Source organism: Luteibacter sp. PvP120 (assembly GCF_054055715.1).
Genome location: NZ_JBSRXP010000012.1, coordinates 1 through 17895 on the forward strand (window position 1 = coordinate 1; position 17895 = coordinate 17895).

15 protein-coding genes and 1 pseudogene are annotated in these 17895 nt (G+C 66.6%); 9 read left to right on the forward strand and 7 right to left on the reverse strand.

Annotated features, from left to right (window positions below):
- Positions 1–111: pseudogene (locus tag ACVKN3_RS18010) on the forward strand (IS110-like element ISRfsp2 family transposase); the annotation flags it as partial.
- Positions 112–194: 83 nt separating this feature from the next.
- On the opposite strand, the gene ACVKN3_RS18015 reads toward ACVKN3_RS18010, so the two are convergent.
- Positions 195–1886 (reverse strand): AMP-binding protein, encoded by a 1692-nt coding sequence (locus ACVKN3_RS18015; RefSeq protein ID WP_354517118.1) that lies wholly within the window; start codon positions 1884–1886, stop codon positions 195–197.
- A gap of 358 nt (positions 1887–2244) precedes the next feature.
- A complete protein-coding gene (acnA, locus tag ACVKN3_RS18020; protein ID WP_354517120.1) occupies positions 2245–4992 on the reverse strand; it encodes an aconitate hydratase AcnA in 2748 nt (915 codons plus the stop codon).
- 229 nt (positions 4993–5221) lie between these two features.
- Between acnA and ACVKN3_RS18025 the strand changes: the two genes are divergently transcribed.
- Positions 5222–6151 (forward strand): LysR family transcriptional regulator, encoded by a 930-nt coding sequence (locus tag ACVKN3_RS18025; RefSeq protein WP_354517122.1) that lies wholly within the window; start codon positions 5222–5224, stop codon positions 6149–6151.
- A 181-nt stretch (positions 6152–6332) separates the two neighbouring features.
- Here ACVKN3_RS18025 and hflD read toward each other — a convergent pair whose 3' ends face one another.
- Genes hflD through ACVKN3_RS18040 form a run of 3 tightly spaced genes read right to left on the reverse strand, consistent with a single transcriptional unit; the run spans position 6333 to position 8606 of the window.
- Positions 6333–6959 carry a high frequency lysogenization protein HflD gene (hflD, locus tag ACVKN3_RS18030; protein ID WP_285402049.1) on the reverse strand — a complete coding sequence of 209 codons (627 nt, stop codon included), beginning with the start codon at positions 6957–6959 and terminating at the stop codon, positions 6333–6335.
- A gap of 31 nt (positions 6960–6990) precedes the next feature.
- Complete coding sequence (mnmA, locus tag ACVKN3_RS18035; protein ID WP_354517125.1) at positions 6991–8085, reverse strand: tRNA 2-thiouridine(34) synthase MnmA; 1095 nt, start codon at positions 8083–8085, stop codon at positions 6991–6993.
- Positions 8082–8606 (reverse strand): NUDIX hydrolase, encoded by a 525-nt coding sequence (locus ACVKN3_RS18040; protein ID WP_354517126.1) that lies wholly within the window; start codon positions 8604–8606, stop codon positions 8082–8084. Before ACVKN3_RS18040 ends, mnmA begins: the two co-directional genes overlap by 4 nt.
- Before the next feature lie 88 nt (positions 8607–8694).
- On the opposite strand from ACVKN3_RS18040, the gene clpS reads away from it, so the two are divergent.
- Both clpS and clpA read left to right on the forward strand, forming a co-directional pair.
- A complete protein-coding gene (gene clpS / locus ACVKN3_RS18045; RefSeq protein ID WP_036140598.1) occupies positions 8695–9027 on the forward strand; it encodes an ATP-dependent Clp protease adapter ClpS in 333 nt (110 codons plus the stop codon).
- Between the two features lie 78 nt (positions 9028–9105).
- Positions 9106–11373 carry an ATP-dependent Clp protease ATP-binding subunit ClpA gene (gene clpA, locus ACVKN3_RS18050; RefSeq protein WP_285402054.1) on the forward strand — a complete coding sequence of 756 codons (2268 nt, stop codon included), beginning with the start codon at positions 9106–9108 and terminating at the stop codon, positions 11371–11373.
- A gap of 238 nt (positions 11374–11611) precedes the next feature.
- Here the strand turns inward: clpA and infA are convergent, their stop codons facing one another.
- Both infA and ACVKN3_RS18060 read right to left on the reverse strand, forming a co-directional pair.
- Positions 11612–11830 (reverse strand): translation initiation factor IF-1, encoded by a 219-nt coding sequence (infA, locus tag ACVKN3_RS18055; protein ID WP_019466733.1) that lies wholly within the window; start codon positions 11828–11830, stop codon positions 11612–11614.
- 96 nt (positions 11831–11926) lie between these two features.
- Positions 11927–12202, reverse strand: a complete 276-nt coding sequence (locus ACVKN3_RS18060; protein WP_354517129.1) for a polyhydroxyalkanoic acid system family protein — start codon at positions 12200–12202, stop codon at positions 11927–11929.
- 161 nt (positions 12203–12363) lie between these two features.
- Between ACVKN3_RS18060 and ACVKN3_RS18065 the strand changes: the two genes are divergently transcribed.
- The 5 genes from ACVKN3_RS18065 to aroA all read left to right on the forward strand — a co-directional run bounded on the left by ACVKN3_RS18065 (position 12364) and on the right by aroA (position 17870).
- Positions 12364–13137 (forward strand): FHA domain-containing protein, encoded by a 774-nt coding sequence (locus ACVKN3_RS18065; protein ID WP_354517131.1) that lies wholly within the window; start codon positions 12364–12366, stop codon positions 13135–13137.
- 44 nt (positions 13138–13181) lie between these two features.
- Entirely contained in the window at positions 13182–14267 is a 1086-nt protein-coding gene (gene serC / locus ACVKN3_RS18070) for a 3-phosphoserine/phosphohydroxythreonine transaminase (protein WP_285402075.1), read from the forward strand.
- Between the two features lie 80 nt (positions 14268–14347).
- Positions 14348–15448, forward strand: coding sequence for a prephenate dehydratase (gene pheA / locus ACVKN3_RS18075; protein ID WP_285402077.1), 1101 nt, complete (start codon positions 14348–14350; stop codon positions 15446–15448).
- Entirely contained in the window at positions 15445–16557 is a 1113-nt protein-coding gene (gene hisC, locus ACVKN3_RS18080; protein ID WP_354517134.1) for a histidinol-phosphate transaminase, read from the forward strand. Before pheA ends, hisC begins: the two co-directional genes overlap by 4 nt.
- The gene (gene aroA / locus ACVKN3_RS18085) at positions 16554–17870 is read left to right on the forward strand and encodes a 3-phosphoshikimate 1-carboxyvinyltransferase (protein WP_354517136.1); all 1317 of its coding nucleotides are present in this window, start codon (positions 16554–16556) and stop codon (positions 17868–17870) included. Before hisC ends, aroA begins: the two co-directional genes overlap by 4 nt.
- Positions 17871–17895: the final 25 nt, after the last annotated feature.

Sequence of the window (17895 nt, forward strand, 5' to 3'; positions counted from 1 at the left end):
CGAGGCAAGCCTCCGAAGGTGGCCATCGTGGCCTGCATGCGCAAACTGCTCATCACCCTCAACGCCATGGTCCGCGATCAGACTCCATGGCACGGAACGGTAGAGGCCTGAAAAAGACAGTTGCTCCTACGCATGGCGTTTGCGTTTACGGTTGCCGTCGCCGTTTGTCGGTTCGCGCGCGAACGCTTGCAGGGTCAGGCCTTGGCGCGCTTGCGGCGATCCTCGTCGCGCAGTTCGCGGCGAAGGATCTTGCCGACGTTCGTCTTCGGCAGGGCGTCGCGGAACTCGATCTGCTTGGGACGCTTGTAGCCGGTGAGGTTTTCCCGGCAATACTCGCGCAGGGCTTCCTCGGTCAGCGACGGGTCCTTGCGGACCACGAACAGCTTCACCACTTCGCCCGAGTGCTCGTCGTCGATGCCGACGGCCGCTACCTCATTAACGCCGGGGTGGCGGGCGACGATGTCCTCGATCTCGTTCGGGTACACGTTGAAGCCCGAGACCAGGATCATGTCCTTCTTGCGGTCGACGATGAAGGCCTGGCCGTTCTCGTCCATCTTGGCGATATCGCCGGTACGCAGCCAGCCGTCGGCGTCGATCGCCTTGCTGGTTTCCTCGACCTGGTTCCAGTAGCCCTTCATCACCTGCGGGCCCTTGATGCAGAGCTCGCCAGCCTCGCCCACGGGCAGCACGCGGTCGTCTTCGCCACGGATCTGGGCGTCGGTATTCGGGATGGGGTAACCGATGGCGCCGGTGTAGCCGGTCACGTCCACGCGGTTGGCGAACGCGACGGGGGAGGTTTCCGTCAGGCCGTAGCCTTCGATGATGACGCGCCCGGTGACCTTCTGCCAGCGATCGGCCACGGAGCGTTGCAAGGCCATGCCGCCGGCCATGGCCAGGTGCAGGTGCGAAAAATCGACCTGGTCGAAACCCGGCGTGTTGAGCAGGCCGTTGAACAGCGTGTTGACGCCGGTGATCGCGGTGAACTTCGTCTTGCGCAGTTCCTTGACGAAGCCCTTCATGTCGCGCGGGTTGGTGATCAGGTGGTTCAGGCCGCCCAGGCTGGCGAAGATCAGGCAGTTCACCGTGAGCGAAAAGATGTGGTACAGCGGCAGCGCGGTGATCACCGTTTCTTCGCCGAGTTTGGCGAAGCCGGCCACCCACGGGCGCGTCTGCAGCATGTTGGCGACCATGTTGCGGTGGGTGAGCATCGCGCCCTTGGCCACGCCGGTAGTGCCGCCGGTGTACTGCAGGAATGCCAGGTCGTCCGGCTTGATCGTGACGGCGGGCAGCGCATGCGCCTTGCCCCTGGCCAGCGCATCCTTGAAGCGGATGGCCTGCGGGATGCGGAAGGGCGGCACTTCCTTGCGGATGCTCTTCACCACGAAATTGATGATGTTGCCCTTGGGGAAGCCGACCATGTCGCCCACGGCCGTGGTGATCACCTTCTGTACCTTGGTGCCGTCCAGCGCGTGCTGCGCGGTGGCGGCGAAGTTGTCCAGCACGACCAGCGCCTTGGCACCGGAGTCTTCCAACTGGTGGTGCAGTTCCCGCGCGGTGTACAGCGGATTGGTGTTGACCACCGTGAGGCCGAGGCGCAACGCACCGAACAGGGCGATGGGGTACTGCAGGAGATTGGGCAGCATGATGGCGATGCGGTCGCCCTGCTTCAGACCCATCTCGCCGGAGAGAAAGCCGGCGAAGGCCGCGGAGAGTTCGTCGAGCTGCCCGTAGGTCAGGACCTTGCCGAAGTTCGAGAACGCGGGGCGGTCACGAAATTTCTTAAAGGATTCTTCGAAAACGGCAGCGACCGAGGAGTAACCGTCGATGTCGACCTCGGCCGGGACACCGGCCGGGTAGTGGGCAAGCCAGGGACGCTCAATGCTCATGGATCGGACGGGCTCCGTAGTGTGACGTGACGCACGGCAATCGTCGTACGATCGCGGCATTGGAGCATACGCCTGCGTATAGCGGCAAGCCGCAATGCAACGTGAAACAGGCGGGGAGACGGCGTCGTCGGGCGCGTTGCGTTGGGCCACGTCGTGGTGTGTGGCGTGGCGGGGATCGCCGACATCGTGGCCTCCTACGTGGGCGTGGCGTGGATGGGGTCGCCCATGTCGTGGTGGTCATACGGTTTAAACGACATCGCCCACATCGTGGGCTCCTACACGGTGCCATACGGCGTCCCTGTAGGAGCCCACGATGTGGGCGATGCGTTTTTTACATGCCGATCGGGCTAGAAAACCCTCAGGCCGCCTTCGCCAGCTGGCGCAGCACGTACTGCAGGATGCCGCCGTGGCGGAAGAACTCGCGCTCCTTCGGGGTCAGCAGCAGCACCTTCACGGTGAACTCCTTGACCGAGCCGTCCGGGCGCGTGGCCTTGACCGTCGCGGTCTTCGACTCGCCGCCGTTGAGGCCGGTGATGTCGAACACTTCGTCGCCCTTCAGGCCCAGCGTCTGCGCGTTCTCGCCTTCCTGGAACTGGCAGGGCAGCACGCCCATGCCGACCAGGTTGGAGCGGTGGATGCGCTCGAAGCTCTCGGTGATGACGGCCTTGACGCCGAGCAGCAGGGTGCCCTTGGCCGCCCAGTCACGCGACGAACCGGTGCCGTATTCCTTGCCGGCCAGGACCACCAGCGGCGTGCCGTCGGCCTTGTACTTCATGGCGGCGTCGTAGATCGCCATCTCTTCGCCGGTCGGGATGTACTTGGTGAAGCCACCTTCGACGCCGTCCAGCATCAGGTTCTTGATGCGGATGTTGGCGAACGTGCCGCGCACCATCACGTCGTCGTTGCCGCGACGCGAACCGTAGGAGTTGAAGTCCTTCGGCTCGACGCCACGCGAGATCAGGAAGCGGCCCGCCGGGCTGTCCTTCTTGATCGAGCCGGCCGGCGAGATGTGGTCGGTGGTGATCGAGTCGCCGAAGATACCCATGGCGCGGGCACCGTGGATGTCCTCGATGGTGCCGGCCTCGGCGGACATGCCGTCGAAGTAGGGCGGGTTCTTGATGTAGGTCGAATCGTCCCAGGCGTACGTCTGGCCATCCGGCGAGGCGATCTGGTTCCAGCGGCTGTCGCCCTTGAAGACGTCGGCGTAGCTGTCCTTGAACATCTGCGGGTTGATCGCACCCGCGATGGCGTCGGAGATTTCCTGGTTGCTCGGCCAGATGTCCTTCAGGTACACGGGCTGGCCGTCGCTGCCGTTGGCGATCGGATCCTTGGTCAGGTCGATGTTGAGCGTGCCGGCCAGCGCGTAGGCGACCACCAGCGGCGGCGAGGCCAGGTAGTTCATCTTCACTTCCGGGTGGACGCGGCCTTCGAAGTTGCGGTTACCCGACAGCACGGACGCCACGGCGAGGTCGCCCTCGGCGATACCCTTGCTGATCTCGGCCGGCAGCGGGCCGGAGTTGCCGATGCAGGTGGTGCAGCCGTAGCCGACCACGTAGAAGTTGACCTTCTCCAGCTCCGCGAGCAGGCCGGTCTTCTTCAGGTATTCGGTGACCACGAGCGAGCCCGGCCCGAGCGAGGGCTTGACCCAGGGCTTGGAGGTGAGGCCACGCGCGGCGGCCTTCTTCGCCAGCAGGCCGGCGGCGAGCATGACGGCCGGGTTGGAGGTGTTGGTGCACGAGGTGATCGCGGCGATGACCACCGAGCCGTCGTTGATGCGGAACGAGGTGCCGTCCTTCTCGACCAGCACGCCGCCGTCTTCACCGACGTTGTTGGCTTCGTTGCCGACCGCGGTGCCGCCGCCTTCGTTGCTGAAGCTGGCTTCGCCGTGGCTCTTCGGCTTGCGGTTGGCGGTGAGCGAGCCGACCACGTCGAGGAAGCTCTGCTGCACGCCTTCCAGCAGCACGCGATCCTGCGGACGCTTCGGGCCGGCGAGCGACGGGCGGACGTCGGCGAGGTCGAGCTCGAGCACGGTGGTGAACTCGGCTTCCGGCGTGTCGGCGTCGTGCCAGAGGTTCTGCGCCTTGGCGTAGGTCTCGACCAGCGCGATCTGCGCCTCGTCGCGGCCGGACAGGCGCATGTAGTTCAGTGCTTCCTGGTCGATCGGGAAGATGCCGCAGGTGGCGCCGTATTCCGGGGCCATGTTGGCGATGGTGGCGCGATCGGCCAGCGGCAGGTTCTGCAGGCCGTTGCCGAAGAACTCGACGAACTTGCCGACGACGCCGAGCTTGCGCAGCATCTGGGTCACGGTGAGGACGAGGTCGGTGGCGGTGACGCCTTCCGGCAGCTTGCCCTTCAGGCGGAAGCCGACGACCTGCGGGATCAGCATGGACGACGGCTGGCCGAGCATGGCCGCCTCGGCCTCGATGCCGCCCACGCCCCAGCCCAGCACGCCGATGCCGTTGATCATCGTGGTGTGCGAATCGGTGCCGAACACGGTATCCGGGTAGGCGAACGACTCGCCGTCCACTTCATTGGTGAACACGACGCGGGCCAGGTTCTCCAGGTTGACCTGGTGGACGATGCCCGTGCGCGGCGGCACGACCTTGAAGTTGTTGAAGGCCTTCTGGCCCCAGCGCAGGAAGGAGTAACGCTCCTGGTTGCGCTCGAACTCGATCGCGACGTTCTCTTCCAGCGCACTGGACGAGCCGAACGCGTCGACCTGCACCGAGTGGTCGATGACCAGTTCGGCCGGCGCCAGCGGGTTGATCTTGTTCGGGTCACCGCCCAGCTTGGCGACGGCGTCGCGCATGGCGGCCAGGTCGACCACGCAGGGAACGCCGGTGAAATCTTGCAGGACCACGCGCGCCGGCATGAAGGAGATCTCGGTGTCGGGCTCGGCCTTGGCATCCCACTTGGCCACCGCCTCGATTTCCTTGGTGGTGACGTTCACGCCGTCTTCCTGGCGGAGCAGGTTTTCCAGCAGGATCTTCATGGAGTACGGCAGGCGCTTGATATCGTGCTGTTCGCCGAACTTGGCCAGGCTGGCGATGGTGTGCCGCTTGCCGTTGACTTCGATGCTGTCTCGTACCGAGAACGAGTCTTTCATGCTGTACTCCTGGCGTGACGTTCTTTAGCTGGGGAGGCCGGCGAAACCCCCGAGGGCGTCCGCCAAAGCGTCGATTATCGCGCAGTCCGCTGCCCCTGTGCGACCGCCACGGTTCTGGCGTCGGGCTAGAATGGCGGGCTTCGGGGCATGGCCGGGCGATGATTCGGCGGCGAAAGGATGGAGCGGCAGGCGGATGGGTGCAAACGTATTTGATGGCACGCAGCGTTCGATGATATCGATGGCCCTCTCGTCGGTGTCGCTGCGCGACCTCGCCCTGGTCCAGGCCGTGGCCCGGGAAGGCAGCTTCACCGGTGCCGCGCGGGCCATGCACATCAGCCCCTCGGGCCTGTCGCACCAGGTGCAGAAGGTGGAGCAGGCCCTGGGCGCGCCCCTGTTCGAGCGCGGCGGCCGCCGTGTGGTGGCCACCGTAGGCGGACAGCGCCTGCTGGGCTTCATCGAGGCGGTGCTGGGCTCCGCCGAGCACCTGGAGCACGCGGCACGCGCCGGCGATGTCGCTTTCGGTGGCGAACTGCGGCTGGGCGTGCCTTCCACCCTCGGGCCCTACCTGCTGCCCCATTTCATCGAGCCGTTCCCGCAGCGCTTCCCGGGCGCGCGGCTGACCATCTCCGAAGGCAAGCCACGCGGCCTGCTGCGGCGCTTGCACGAGGGCGAGCTGGATGCCGTGCTCGCGCCGCCCAGCGTCACGGCCACCGGGCTGGAATCGGCGCCGCTGTTCTTCGAGCCCTATGAGTTGCTGCTCAACGCGGCGCATCCGCTGGCCGGACGCGCCGCCATCGCCCTGACCGAGCTGGACGCGGCGGAAGCTACCCTCATGGCGGAAAGCCACGGCAACGGCGTGTCCGACCTGGGCATGGCCGGCGCGGCGCGACCCGAGCGCATCCAGGACGTCAGCCTGGAAAGCCTGGCCACCCTGGTGGCCATGCGCGGCGGCTACACCCTGGTGCCGATCCTGGCGCACGAGCGCCTGGGCTCCATCCGCAACGTGGTGCTGGCCGGCGTGGACGCCGCGCGACCCGGCCGGCATATCGCCCTCTACTGGCGCAGCGCCACGCCCTGGCGCGACGACCTGGACCGCTTCCGCGACCTGCTACGCGAGCTGGCGCGGACCATCCCAGGGCTGGATGCCGCCACGGGCTAAGCGCCCTGTCGGGTTTTTCGCGCACATCGTGCGCTCCTACCCCCACCCTGTTACGTCCAGTAGGAGCGCACGATGTGCGCGATCCGGGTCCCTCATGACCAATGATCGGCACGCGTTGTGGGATGTCGCGTCGCCGCTTCGTTGGCTTTTCGCGCACATCGTGCGCTCCTACATGGCCTTTTTAACCCCCGTCGTCGAGCGTCGATCCGGTCAGCAGGCCGCGGGCCAGCATCGCGCATTGCTTGCGGTAGATCAGCAGGTGCCATTGCCGGCCGCCGATCTGGTGGTAGAGCACGGCCGAGCGTACCGACGCCAGCAACGCGGCGCGTACCCGGTCCACGTTGCCCTTCTGCTGCAGGTGGGTGGGGTTGCCGGTCACCATGACGCGGGGCTTCAGGGTGGACAGGGTGCCGGCGTAGACCTCGGCCAGCCGGGCGGCCACGTTGGGATGCTCGATCCCGAAATGCTCCACCTGCCGTTGCGTGGCCACGATGCCCTCGCGCAGGCGATCGAGCAGGGCGCGGTTGCGTGACAGCGAGCGCTCCAGCCGCAGCACGGTGATCGCCATGCGCATGACGGCGACGTCGCGGGTGGCGTCCTCGAACTGGGACACCAGCGTACGCAGGCCACGGCGCACCTTGCCCACCCCGCCGTACACCGAGGCCACCGAGTCGGCATCGATGCGGAACACGCTGCCGATGCTCGCTTCGAACGCCACGTCGTCGCAGCGGCCCTCGGTGGCCAGCTGCTGGGCCAGCGAGGCGCCCTGGAAAACACCCGCAAGGGCGAGCACGCGTTCTTCGTTCATTCGCAAAGCCTGGAAAAGGAGACGGCGCGGCTCACGCCAGGCCGCCGTAGATGGCATCGGTGGCGTCGATCACGGCGCCGCCGAGGCAGGTTTCATCGTCGTAGAACACGACGGACTGGCCGGGGGTGACCGCGCGCTGGGGATCGTCGAAGCGCACGTGCACGCTGGCGCCGCTCACTTCCACGTGGCAAGCCTGGTCCGACTGGCGGTAACGGGTCTTGGCCGTGCAGCGGAAGCTCGCCGCCGGGGGCTCGCCCGCCACCCAGGTGGCCTCGCCGGCGCTCAGGCGGGTGGACTGCAGCCAGCGGTTCTCGCCGCCCTGGGCCACGATGAGCGTATTGGCAGTCACATCCTTGCCGACCACGTACCAGGGCTCGTTCGGTGCATCCGCCCGGCCGCCGATGCCCAGGCCGTTGCGCTGGCCCAGTGTGTAGTACATCACGCCCTGGTGCTCGCCGATGACACGTCCCTCGGGATCCACCATGGCGCCCGGCCGGGCCGGCAGGTAGGCCGAGAGGAAGGCCCGGAAATCGCGCTCGCCGATGAAGCAGATGCCCGTGGAATCCTTCTTGGCGTGCGTCGGCAGCGCGGCATCGCGGGCCATCTGGCGGACCAGCGGTTTCTCGATCTCGCCCACGGGAAACAGCGTGGCGCCGAGTTGCTTCTGGCCCAGCGCATGCAGGAAGTAGCTCTGGTCCTTGGCGGCATCCACGGCGCGAAGCAGGCGATAGCGGCCGTCGCGGTAATCCACGCGCGCGTAGTGGCCGGTGGCGATCTTCTCGGCGCCCAGGGCCTGGGCATGGTCCAGGAAGGTCTTGAACTTGATTTCCCGGTTGCACAACACGTCCGGGTTCGGCGTGCGTCCCGCGGCGTATTCGGCCAGGAAGTAGGCGAACACGCCGTCCCAGTATTCGCCGGCGAAATTTCTTGCGTGGAACGGAATGCCCAGGCGGCCGCAGACGGCCACGGCGTCCCGGCGGTCGTCGTCGGTGGTGCAGGGGCCCGAGCGGTCGTCCTCTTCCCAGTTCTGCATGAACATGCCTTCCACGTCGTGGCCCGCCTGCTGGAGCAGGAGGGCCGCGACCGAGGAGTCCACGCCGCCGGAAACGCCCAGGATCACCTTCACGCGTCTACGCCCGGCAACCGGCAGTTCACGGTATCCAGGGGCAGGCGGCGCCCCTCCCGCCAGGCATCGATGGTTTCGAGCACCAGCGGACTGCGCAGGCGGGGCCCCAGGGCTTCTATTTCGTCGCGGCGCAGCCAGATCGCCCGACGGATGCCCTCATCCAGGGGACGGTCCGCATCGTATGACTCCACATGACCCGCGAAACCGAAGCGCAGCACCTGTTCGCCATGTTCCGGGCTGGCCCACTGCCACACGCCGAGGAAGTGGTCCAGGACGATGGTGTGCCCCGTTTCCTCCAGGGTTTCGCGGATGGCCGCGGCCTGCAGGCTCTCGCCCGGATCGAGGTGCCCGGCCGGCTGGTTGTAGGCCACTTCGCCGAAGACATCCTCCTCGACGATCAGGTAGCGGTCGCCACGGGCGACCACGCACGCCACCGTGGCACGGGGGCGCCAGACGTTTTCGGGCTGGGAAGGTGTCGGCGGCATGGGCGTCGTGATCGGGCTGGCTCTGGAAAAAGGCATATTGTGCCATCACCTGTGGAAATCGAGCCGGAGGGCGGTCGAATTCCGGTGTATATAATCGAATCGCGCACCGACAGGTTCTCAATTAATGTCCCAGGAACACGAACACGATCAGGAAAGCGATCGCGGCCACGGGCTGGCGGTCGAGACCGTCCGTCCGGAAACGGCAAGACCGCCCCTTTTCCAGGTCGTTTTGCTCAATGATGACTTCACCCCCATGGATTTCGTGATCGAGGTGTTACGCAGTTTCTTCGGCATGGACCAGGAGCGGGCCGTGCAGGTCATGCTCCACGTGCATACCCGCGGCAAGGGCGTGTGCGGCGTGTTCACTCGCGAAGTGGCAGAAACCAAGGTGACGCAGGTCAACGAGTACGCGCGGGCCAATCAGCATCCGCTGTTGTGCACTATGGAAAAAATGTAAGCGCTACCCCATCTGGTGTTCATGCGGCAAGACGAAGGGGCTGGTCCCTGCCGCCCACATCTATCGGAGACGGTCCGTATGTTCAGCAAGGATCTCGAAGTCACCATCGGGCACTGCTACAAGCAGGCCCGTGAGCAGCGCCACGAATTCATGACCGTCGAGCACCTGCTGCTTGCGCTCACTGAAAACACGTCCGCTTTGGCCGCCCTGCGTGCCTGCGGCGTCGATCTGCCGAGGCTTTCGGCCGATCTGCAGCGCATCGTCGCCGAAACCGTGCCGGTGCTGCCGGCCGGTGACGAGCGCGACACGCAGCCCACGCTGGGTTTCCAGCGGGTCTTGCAGCGCGCCGTGTACCACGTGCAGTCGTCGGGCCGAAAGGAAGTCACCGGCGCCAACGTGCTGGTGGCGATCTTCGGCGAAAAAGACTCCCACGCGGTCTATTTCCTGCATCAGCAGGAAATCACCCGCCTGGACGTGGTCAATTACATCTCCCACGGCATCGCCAAGATCGGCGATGAAGCCGCCGCGGCTGCGCAAAGCCCCGAGCGCGAGGGGGAAGAGAGTGGCGAAGGCAAGGGCAACCCGCTCAGCGAATACGCCGCCAACCTCAACGAACTGGCGGTGCAGGGCAAGATCGACCCCCTGATCGGTCGCCAGGACGAAGTGGAGCGCACCATCCAGGTGCTCTGCCGCCGGCGCAAGAACAACCCGCTCTACGTGGGCGAGGCCGGCGTGGGCAAGACCGCCCTGGCGGAAGGCCTGGCCAAGCGCATCGTCGAGGGGCAGGTCCCCGAAGTGCTGGAGGACTGCACCATCTGGTCGCTGGACCTGGGCGCCCTCGTGGCCGGTACCAAGTACCGCGGCGATTTCGAGAAGCGGCTGAAAGCCGTCATCGGCCAGCTCAAGAAGCAGCCCAATTCCATCCTCTTCATCGACGAGATCCACACCATCATCGGTGCGGGCTCGGCATCGGGCGGCACGATGGACGCGTCGAACCTGATCAAGCCGATGCTGGCCTCGGGTGAACTGCGCTGCATCGGCTCGACCACCTTCCAGGAATTCCGTGGGGTGTTCGAGAAGGACAGGGCGCTGGCGCGCCGTTTCCAGAAGATCGACGTGGTCGAGCCCACCGTGGCCGACTCGATCGAGATCCTCAAGGGCCTGAAGACCCGATTCGAAGAGCACCACTCGGTGGAATACACCGGTGAGGCCCTGCGTGCGGCCGTGGACCTGTCGGTCAAGCACATCCCCGACCGCCTGCTGCCCGACAAGGCCATCGACGTCATCGACGAAGCCGGTGCCCGCCAGCGCCTGCTGCCCGAGGAAGAGCGCACGGGCAAGGTCGACGTGCCGGAAATCGAATACATCGTGGCCAAGATGGCGCGTATCCCGGCCAAGCAGGTCTCGGCGTCGGATCGCGACGTGCTGCGTAACCTGGAGCGCAACCTCAAGATGGTGGTGTTCGGCCAGGACGGGGCGATCGAGGCCCTGGCCTCGTCGATCAAGATGGCGCGTTCCGGCCTGGGCGATCCGTCCAAGCCGATCGGCAGCTTCCTGCTCGCCGGCCCTACGGGCGTCGGCAAGACGGAAGTGACCCGCCAGCTCGCCATGCAGCTGGGCATCGAGATGGTGCGCTTCGACATGTCCGAGTACATGGAGGCCCATTCCGTGTCGCGCCTGGTCGGTGCGCCTCCGGGCTACGTCGGCTTCGACCAGGGCGGCCTGCTGACCGAGCAGATCACCAAGCATCCGCACTGCGTGCTGCTGCTGGACGAAATCGAGAAGGCCCATCCGGATGTGTACAACATCCTGCTGCAGGTCATGGATCGCGGCGTGCTGACCGATACCAACGGTCGCGAAGCCAACTTCAAGAACGTGATCATCGTGATGACCACCAACGCGGGTGCGCAGCTGGCCTCGCGTCGCGGCATTGGCTTCGTCAAGCAGAACCACGCGCCGGACGCCATGGAGACCATCCGTCGCCTGTTCACGCCGGAGTTCCGCAACCGCCTGGACGCGGTCATCCAGTTCAATGCGCTGGACTTCGACCACATCCTGCGCGTCGTGGACAAGTTCCTGATCGAGCTGGAAGCGCAGCTGGCGGAGAAGAAGGTGAGCGTGGATGTGACGCCGGAAGCTCGCCGCTGGCTGGCGGAACATGGCTTCGATCCGCAGATGGGCGCCCGCCCGATGGCCCGCGTGATCCAGGACAAGGTGAAGCGCGCGCTGGCCGACGAACTGCTGTTCGGCAAGCTGGCCGATGGCGGCAAGGTTACCCTCTCGGTCGAGGGCGACGAGTTGCACGTGGAAACCGAGTCGGCGGAGCCGGCCACGGCCACGGCGTGACCGAGGCGCGCGTCTGGCACAGGCCAGGCGCGCGCTTCCTCCAGGTGCGATATCTGCTTCCGTAGGAGCGCACGATGTGCGCGAAAAACCAACGAAGCGGCGATGCCGTATTCCGAGGTAATCCGCAATCGCGCACATCGTGCGCTCCTGCCGGGTAGGGTTCGGGCACGAAAAAAAGCCGCGCTTAGCGCGGCTTTTTTTATCCGTGACCGGTGAAGCGGGGCGACGAGCGCGCCGCTTACTTCATGCGGTACGTGATACGACCCTTGGTCAGGTCGTAGGGGGTCATCTCGACCTTCACCTTGTCGCCGGTGAGGATGCGGATGTAATGCTTGCGCATGCGGCCGGAGATGTGGGCAGTAATGACGTGCCCGTTCTCGAGCTGCACGCGGAACATGGTGTTGGGCAGGGTCTCCTGGACCGTGCCTTCCATTTCGATGACGTCGTCTTTTGCCATGTGTTCCGGGTCGATGAACGGCCGAAATGGCCGCATAAGTCCCTTAGTATGCCATAGCGGGCCGGCCCGGGCCAGCCCATGGGGCGTTGCGAAGGCTCAGGCGAAGTGCTCGTCCAGCTTCTTCCGGATCTCTTCCTCGATGGTGCCCTTCAGGGGCGAGAACAGCATGCCCAGCTCGGCGGTGACATGCACATCGGAGGGCGACACGGCGATGGCGCCCTTTACCCCGGAACGGGCGAAGCTCATCGTGTCGCCGTCCCAACGGCCCTCGGTGCCGAACTTCTCGCTCATGCGGGTGGCCACTTTCTCAACCACGGCGCGTGCTTCCGCGACGGTCCTGCCATGCGGGCGGCGGATATCGATTCTTGCCATCGGAGCACCCTCTGCGCTGAAAGCGGCGAAGTCTAGCAGGGCGGGGCGCCAAGCTTTGCGGGGCGGGGCATCACGCCGCGTCTACACCTTCATCGACACCTTCTGGGTCAAACAGATAGCGCACTCTGCTAAAGTTACTTCGTCAACGTCCCGGTTCCTCCATGCGCATCGAATTCGTCAGCTCGGCTCGCGGTGATTTCCACTGGTCACGGCCCGTGCTCACGATCGGCCGTGGCGAGGATAACGACCTGGTCGTGTCCGAAAACCACGTGGCCGCCCGGCACGTCACCCTTCATCGCGACCGTCGCGGCATGGTGCTCGAGGTGGCCCCGTCCACGGGGCGCGTCTACGTCAACGCCCGCCCCGTGCGTGAACGCGCGATCCTGCGCCCCGGCGACAGCCTGTCGCTGGGCGACTGCCGCATGTTGCTTCGCGACGATGCCGACCTCGACGCCCGGCCCACCGTGGAGCCGACGGACGCCCGTTGCACCGTCGCGTTGCGGCCGGTGGCCGGCCCCTTGTCCGGCCGTGTCATTACCGTGGGCGATCGTCTCGAGCTGGGCGCCACGCATGGTGCCTTGCCGCTCGAATTGCCCGGCAACGATGTCGCCCTGCTGGTGCTGGCGTGGGAGGACGGCGAGCTGATCCTCGATGGCTCACGCGTTCCGGCGCGCCATGCCGTACGCGTCAACGGCATCACCGCCGTGCGCGCGGTGCTGCAGCCGGGCGACCAGATCGGCCTGGCCGCGCATCGCTTCGTTGTCGATGCCCCGGGCTGGTCGGCGGAGCCACCGGTGGTGCTGCCCGAGCCGGCTCCCACGGTCGACCTCGGCAGCGAAGACGCCGCCGGCGCACGCGGCGACGTCTGGTGGCTGATCCTCACCGCGGCGTTGCTTGCCGTGGGTATCGCGCTGGTGCTGTTCGTCAAGCTCTGAAGCGGGCGCATAATCGGGGTTTCCTTCCCGAGGGTGCATCGAGCATGACAAGAGCCTGGAACTTCAGCGCAGGCCCGGCGGCCCTGCCGGAAGCGGTGCTGCGCCGCGCCCAGTCGGAACTGCTCGACTGGAACGGCACCGGCGCCTCCGTGATGGAACTGTCCCACCGCGGCAAGGACTTCATGGCCCTGGCGGCCAGTGCCGAAGCGCGCCTGCGCCGGCTGATGGCGGTGCCCGAGGGCTACACGGTGCTGTTCCTGCAAGGCGGGGCCACGCAGCACTTCGCGCAGATCCCCATGAACCTGGCCGGGGCCGATGCATCGGCCGATTACATCGTGACGGGCCACTGGGGCGAGAAAGCGGTGCGCGAAGCGTCGCCTTACCTCACCGCCCGCGTGGCCGCCACCTCGGAAGACGCCCAGTACCTGGCCCTGCCGGCGCGCGACACCTGGCAGCTCGATCCTCGCGCTGCCTACCTGCACTACACGCCCAACGAGACCATCCACGGCGTGGAGTTCCACGACGTGCCCGACGCGGGCGATGTGCCACTGGTGGCGGACATGTCGTCGAACATCCTCAGCCGGCCGGTCGATGTATCGCGCTTCGGCCTGATCTATGCCGGTGCGCAGAAGAACATCGGGCCATCCGGCCTGGTGGTGATGATCATCCGCGACGATCTGCTGGCCCGCGAAGGCCGGCCCATGGCGAAGATCTTCCGGTACGCCGAGCACGCCGCCAACGATTCGATGCTCAACACGCCCAATACGTGGGGCTGGTATCTCGCGGGGCTCACGTTCGAGTGGCTGGAAGATCAGGGCGGCCTCGAAGCGATGGGCGAACGCAATGCGCGCAAGGCCGCCACGCTGTATGCCGCGATCGACGGCTCGGGCGGTTTCTATCGCAGCCCGGTGGCCGTGGCCTCGCGCTCGCGGATGAACGTGCCTTTCACCCTGCACGACAGTGCGCTGGATGCCGCGTTCCTCGCTGAATCCGCCGCGGCGGGATTGCTGGCCCTCAAGGGACACAAGGCCGTGGGCGGCATGCGCGCGTCGCTGTACAACGCCGTGCCGCAGGACGCTGTGGATGTGCTGGTGAACTTCATGCGGGACTTTAGCGCGCGTCACGGTTAAAGTCGGGATTCACCGCATTGCAGCATGCGTAATGCGGTGATAACCGTTTCATTTGCAACCACTTAGCCGCCTGGAAGTCCATGAGCAAGACCCCCACCGATAAGCAAGCCACGCTGATCGAAGCGCGTACGCGCATCGACAGCATCGACCAGCAACTGCAGTCGCTCATCAGCGAGCGCGCCCGTTGGGCACAGCAGGTCGGCCGGGCCAAGGGCCCGTTGAAGGCGGCGGTGGAGTATTACCGACCCGAGCGCGAGGCGCAGGTGCTGCGTGGCGTGATCGACCGCAACGACGGCCCGCTGCCCAACGGCGAGCTGGTGCGGCTGTTCCGCGAGATCATGTCGTCGTGCCTGTCGCAGCAGCAGCCGCTGAAGATCGGCTTCCTCGGCCCCGAGGGCACCTTCAGCGAGCAGGCCGTGCGCAAGCACTTCGGCCATGCCGCCTATGGCCTGCCGCTGGGCAGCATCGAGGAAGTCTTCCAGGAAGTGGCTGCTGGTAATGCCGATTTCGGCGTGGTACCGGTGGAAAATTCCGGGCAGGGCATGATCCAGATGACGCTGGACATGTTCCTCGTCTCCAAGGCCACCATCTGCGGCGAGGTGGAACTGCGCGTCCACCAGAACCTGCTCTCGCTCAACGGCGAGCTGAAAGAGATCAAGCGCGTCTACTCGCACCCGCAGTCGTTGCAGCAATGCCAGGGCTGGCTGCGCGTAAACCTGCCCAACGCCGAGCGCATTCCCGTTTCCAGCAACGCCGAGGCCGCGCGAACGGCAAAGCTATCGCCGGAATCCGCCGCCATCGCCGGCGAGACGGCCGGCCGCGTGTACGGCCTGAAGACGATCGCCGGCCCGATCGAGGACCGCTCGGACAACACCACGCGGTTCCTCGTCATCGGTCGCTCGATCTTCCCGCCCTCCGGCAACGATCGCACGTCGCTGCTGGTGTCCGTGCGCGACAAGCCCGGCGCGCTGTACGACGTGCTCAGTCCGCTGGCGCAGCACGGCATCAGCATGAACCGTATCGAGTCGCGCCCGGCACACACGGGCAAGTGGCAGTACGCGTTCTTCATCGACGTATCGGGCCATGTCGACGACGACGCGATGAAAGCCGCCCTCGACGAGATGAAGCCGGCCGCCGCCGACGTGCGCGTGCTCGGTTCCTATCCGGTCGCCTTGCCGTGACCGTCGGGTTCGACGCGGCCGCGCTCGCGAACCGGGCGACGGCCGCGCTGCGCGCGTACGATCCAGGCCACGACCTGCCCGCGCTGCGGCGACGCTTCGGTGCGACCATCGCCGAGCTGGGCTCGAACGAGAATCCGCTCGGCCCCAGCCCGCTGGCGATGCAGGCGGCCACGCGGGTGCTGCAGGACATGTGGCGCTACCCCGACCCGACCGGCATGGCGCTCAAGGCCTGCCTCTCGACCGAGCTGGGCATCGCACCGGCAGGCATCACGCTCGGCAACGGCTCGCACGAACTGCTGATGCTGCTGGCGCAGTGCTTCGCCGACGCCGAGCATCCGGTGGTGTTCTCGCAGTACGGTTTCGCGGTGTTCCCCATCGCCGCCGCGGCGGCCGGCGCGCAGGGCATCGCCGTGCCCGCCTTGCCGGCCGACCACCCCGAGGCACCATACGGGCACGACCTGGACGCGATCGCGCACGCGGTGACCCCGGCGACGCGGCTGGTCTACCTCGCCAATCCCAACAACCCGACCGGCACCTGGTTCACGGCCGCCGCGCTCGCCGCGTTCCTCGGGCGCGTTCCGCCGTCAACCCTGGTGGTGGTGGACGAGGCTTACCACGAGTACGTGGACGCCGCCGGTCCCGACACCGCCGTCACCCTGATGGATCGCTTCCCCAACCTCGTCGTGACCCGCACCTTTTCGAAGGCGCACGGCCTGGCCGGGCTGCGTATCGGCTACATGGCCAGCCATCCGTCGGTGGCGGCGGTGTGCGAGCGGCTGCGCGAATCGTTCAATGTCAACGCCGTGGCGCTGGCCGCCGCGGAGGCCGCGCTCGCGGATCGCGCCCATCGCGATCGCGTGCGCGAGGTCAACGCGGGCGACCGTGCGTGGCTGGCCGATGCGCTGACCGCGCGCGGCATGCGCGTGCTGCCGTCGCAGGCCAACTTCCTGCTGGTCGACCTGGGTCGCGACGCCGCGCCCGTCGAAGCCCATCTGTTCGAGCGCGGCGTGATCGTGCGGCCCATGGGCGGCTACCGCCTGCCCCATACGGTTCGCATCAGCATCGGCAGCCGTGCCGAACTTCACCGTCTACTGGAGAACCTGCCATGAGCCGCATGGACTGGCAAAGCCGCGCGGGTCGCCCCCTGCACGGCGAGATCGTGGTACCGGGCGATAAATCCGTGTCCCATCGCGCGCTGATGTTCGGCGCTCTGGCCGAGGGCGTCACCCACATCCGCGGTTTCCTCGAAGGCGAGGACACCCGCGCCACCGCGGCGATCCTCGGCACGCTGGGCGTGCGTTTCGACACGCCGGCCCCGGGCGAGCGCGTGGTGCACGGCGTGGGCCTGCATGGCCTGCGCGGCAGCACGGACAATCTGGACTGCGGTAACGCGGGCACCGGCATGCGCCTGCTCGCCGGGCTGCTGGCCGGGCAGGCGTTCGACAGCACGCTGGTCGGCGACGCCTCGCTGTCGCAGCGGCCGATGCGTCGTGTTACCGATCCGCTGGCGCTGATGGGTGCCTCGATCGACAGCGCCGACGGCAAGCCGCCGTTGCGCATCCACGGCGGTGCCCGGCTCAAGGGCATCAGCTACCAGCCACCCGTGGCGAGTGCGCAGATCAAGTCGGCGCTGCTGCTGGCCGGTTTGTACGCCGAAGGCAGCACGGAGGTGATCGAGCCGCATCCCACTCGCGACTACACCGAAAGCATGCTCAAGGCCTTCGGCTGGCCGATCGAGTATTCGCCGGGCAAGGCGAAGCTGGAAGGTGGCCATCGCCTCACGGCCGTGGACGTGGACGTGCCGGCGGACTTCTCGTCGGCGGCGTTCTTCATCGTGGCCGCCTGCGTGGTGCCCGGTTCGAACGTGCGCATCAAGGGCGTGGGCCTCAACCCGCGCCGCACCGGGCTGCTGGCCGCGCTCGAACTCATGGGCGCGGACATCGCCGTGGAAAACGAGCGCAGCAGTGGCGGTGAGGACATCGGCGACCTCGTGATCAAGTATGCGCCGCTGCATGGTGTGGCCCTGCCGCTGGATATCGTGCCCGACATGATCGACGAGTTTCCCGCGTTGTTCGTTGCCGCAGCCGTGGCCGAGGGCATGACCACGATCCGCGGTGCCGCCGAGTTGCGGGTCAAGGAGTCGGATCGCATCGCCAGCATGGCCAACGGGCTGAAGGCCTGCGGCGTGCTGATCGACGAGTTGCCGGACGGCGCGATGATCCGTGGCGGCGTCATCGGTGGGGCGCATATCGACAGCCATGGCGATCACCGCATCGCCATGAGCTTCGCCGTCGCCGGCCTGGTCGCCAGCGCACCGATCGTCATCGCCGACTGCGCCAATGTCGCCACCTCGTTCCCCGGCTTCGTGGCGTTGGCCAACGGGCTGGGTTTCGACCTGTCGGATTCCGTGCCGTCCGCTTAGGCGCTACGCTCGGCGTCTTCCCTGA

Bases quoted from the DNA above. Each gene is read 5' to 3' on its own strand.
- ACVKN3_RS18015 (WP_354517118.1), bottom strand. From the start codon at position 1,886: ATGAGCATTGAGCGTCCCTGGCTTGCCCACTACCCGGCCGGTGTCCCG.
- acnA (WP_354517120.1), bottom strand. From the start codon at position 4,992: ATGAAAGACTCGTTCTCGGTACGAGACAGCATCGAAGTCAACGGCAAG.
- ACVKN3_RS18025 (WP_354517122.1), top strand. From the start codon at position 5,222: ATGATATCGATGGCCCTCTCGTCGGTGTCGCTGCGCGACCTCGCCCTG.
- hflD (WP_285402049.1), bottom strand. From the start codon at position 6,959: ATGAACGAAGAACGCGTGCTCGCCCTTGCGGGTGTTTTCCAGGGCGCC.
- ACVKN3_RS18040 (WP_354517126.1), bottom strand. From the start codon at position 8,606: ATGCCTTTTTCCAGAGCCAGCCCGATCACGACGCCCATGCCGCCGACA.
- clpS (WP_036140598.1), top strand. From the start codon at position 8,695: ATGTCCCAGGAACACGAACACGATCAGGAAAGCGATCGCGGCCACGGG.
- clpA (WP_285402054.1), top strand. From the start codon at position 9,106: ATGTTCAGCAAGGATCTCGAAGTCACCATCGGGCACTGCTACAAGCAG.
- infA (WP_019466733.1), bottom strand. From the start codon at position 11,830: ATGGCAAAAGACGACGTCATCGAAATGGAAGGCACGGTCCAGGAGACC.
- ACVKN3_RS18060 (WP_354517129.1), bottom strand. From the start codon at position 12,202: ATGGCAAGAATCGATATCCGCCGCCCGCATGGCAGGACCGTCGCGGAA.
- ACVKN3_RS18065 (WP_354517131.1), top strand. From the start codon at position 12,364: ATGCGCATCGAATTCGTCAGCTCGGCTCGCGGTGATTTCCACTGGTCA.
- serC (WP_285402075.1), top strand. From the start codon at position 13,182: ATGACAAGAGCCTGGAACTTCAGCGCAGGCCCGGCGGCCCTGCCGGAA.
- pheA (WP_285402077.1), top strand. From the start codon at position 14,348: ATGAGCAAGACCCCCACCGATAAGCAAGCCACGCTGATCGAAGCGCGT.
- aroA (WP_354517136.1), top strand. From the start codon at position 16,554: ATGAGCCGCATGGACTGGCAAAGCCGCGCGGGTCGCCCCCTGCACGGC.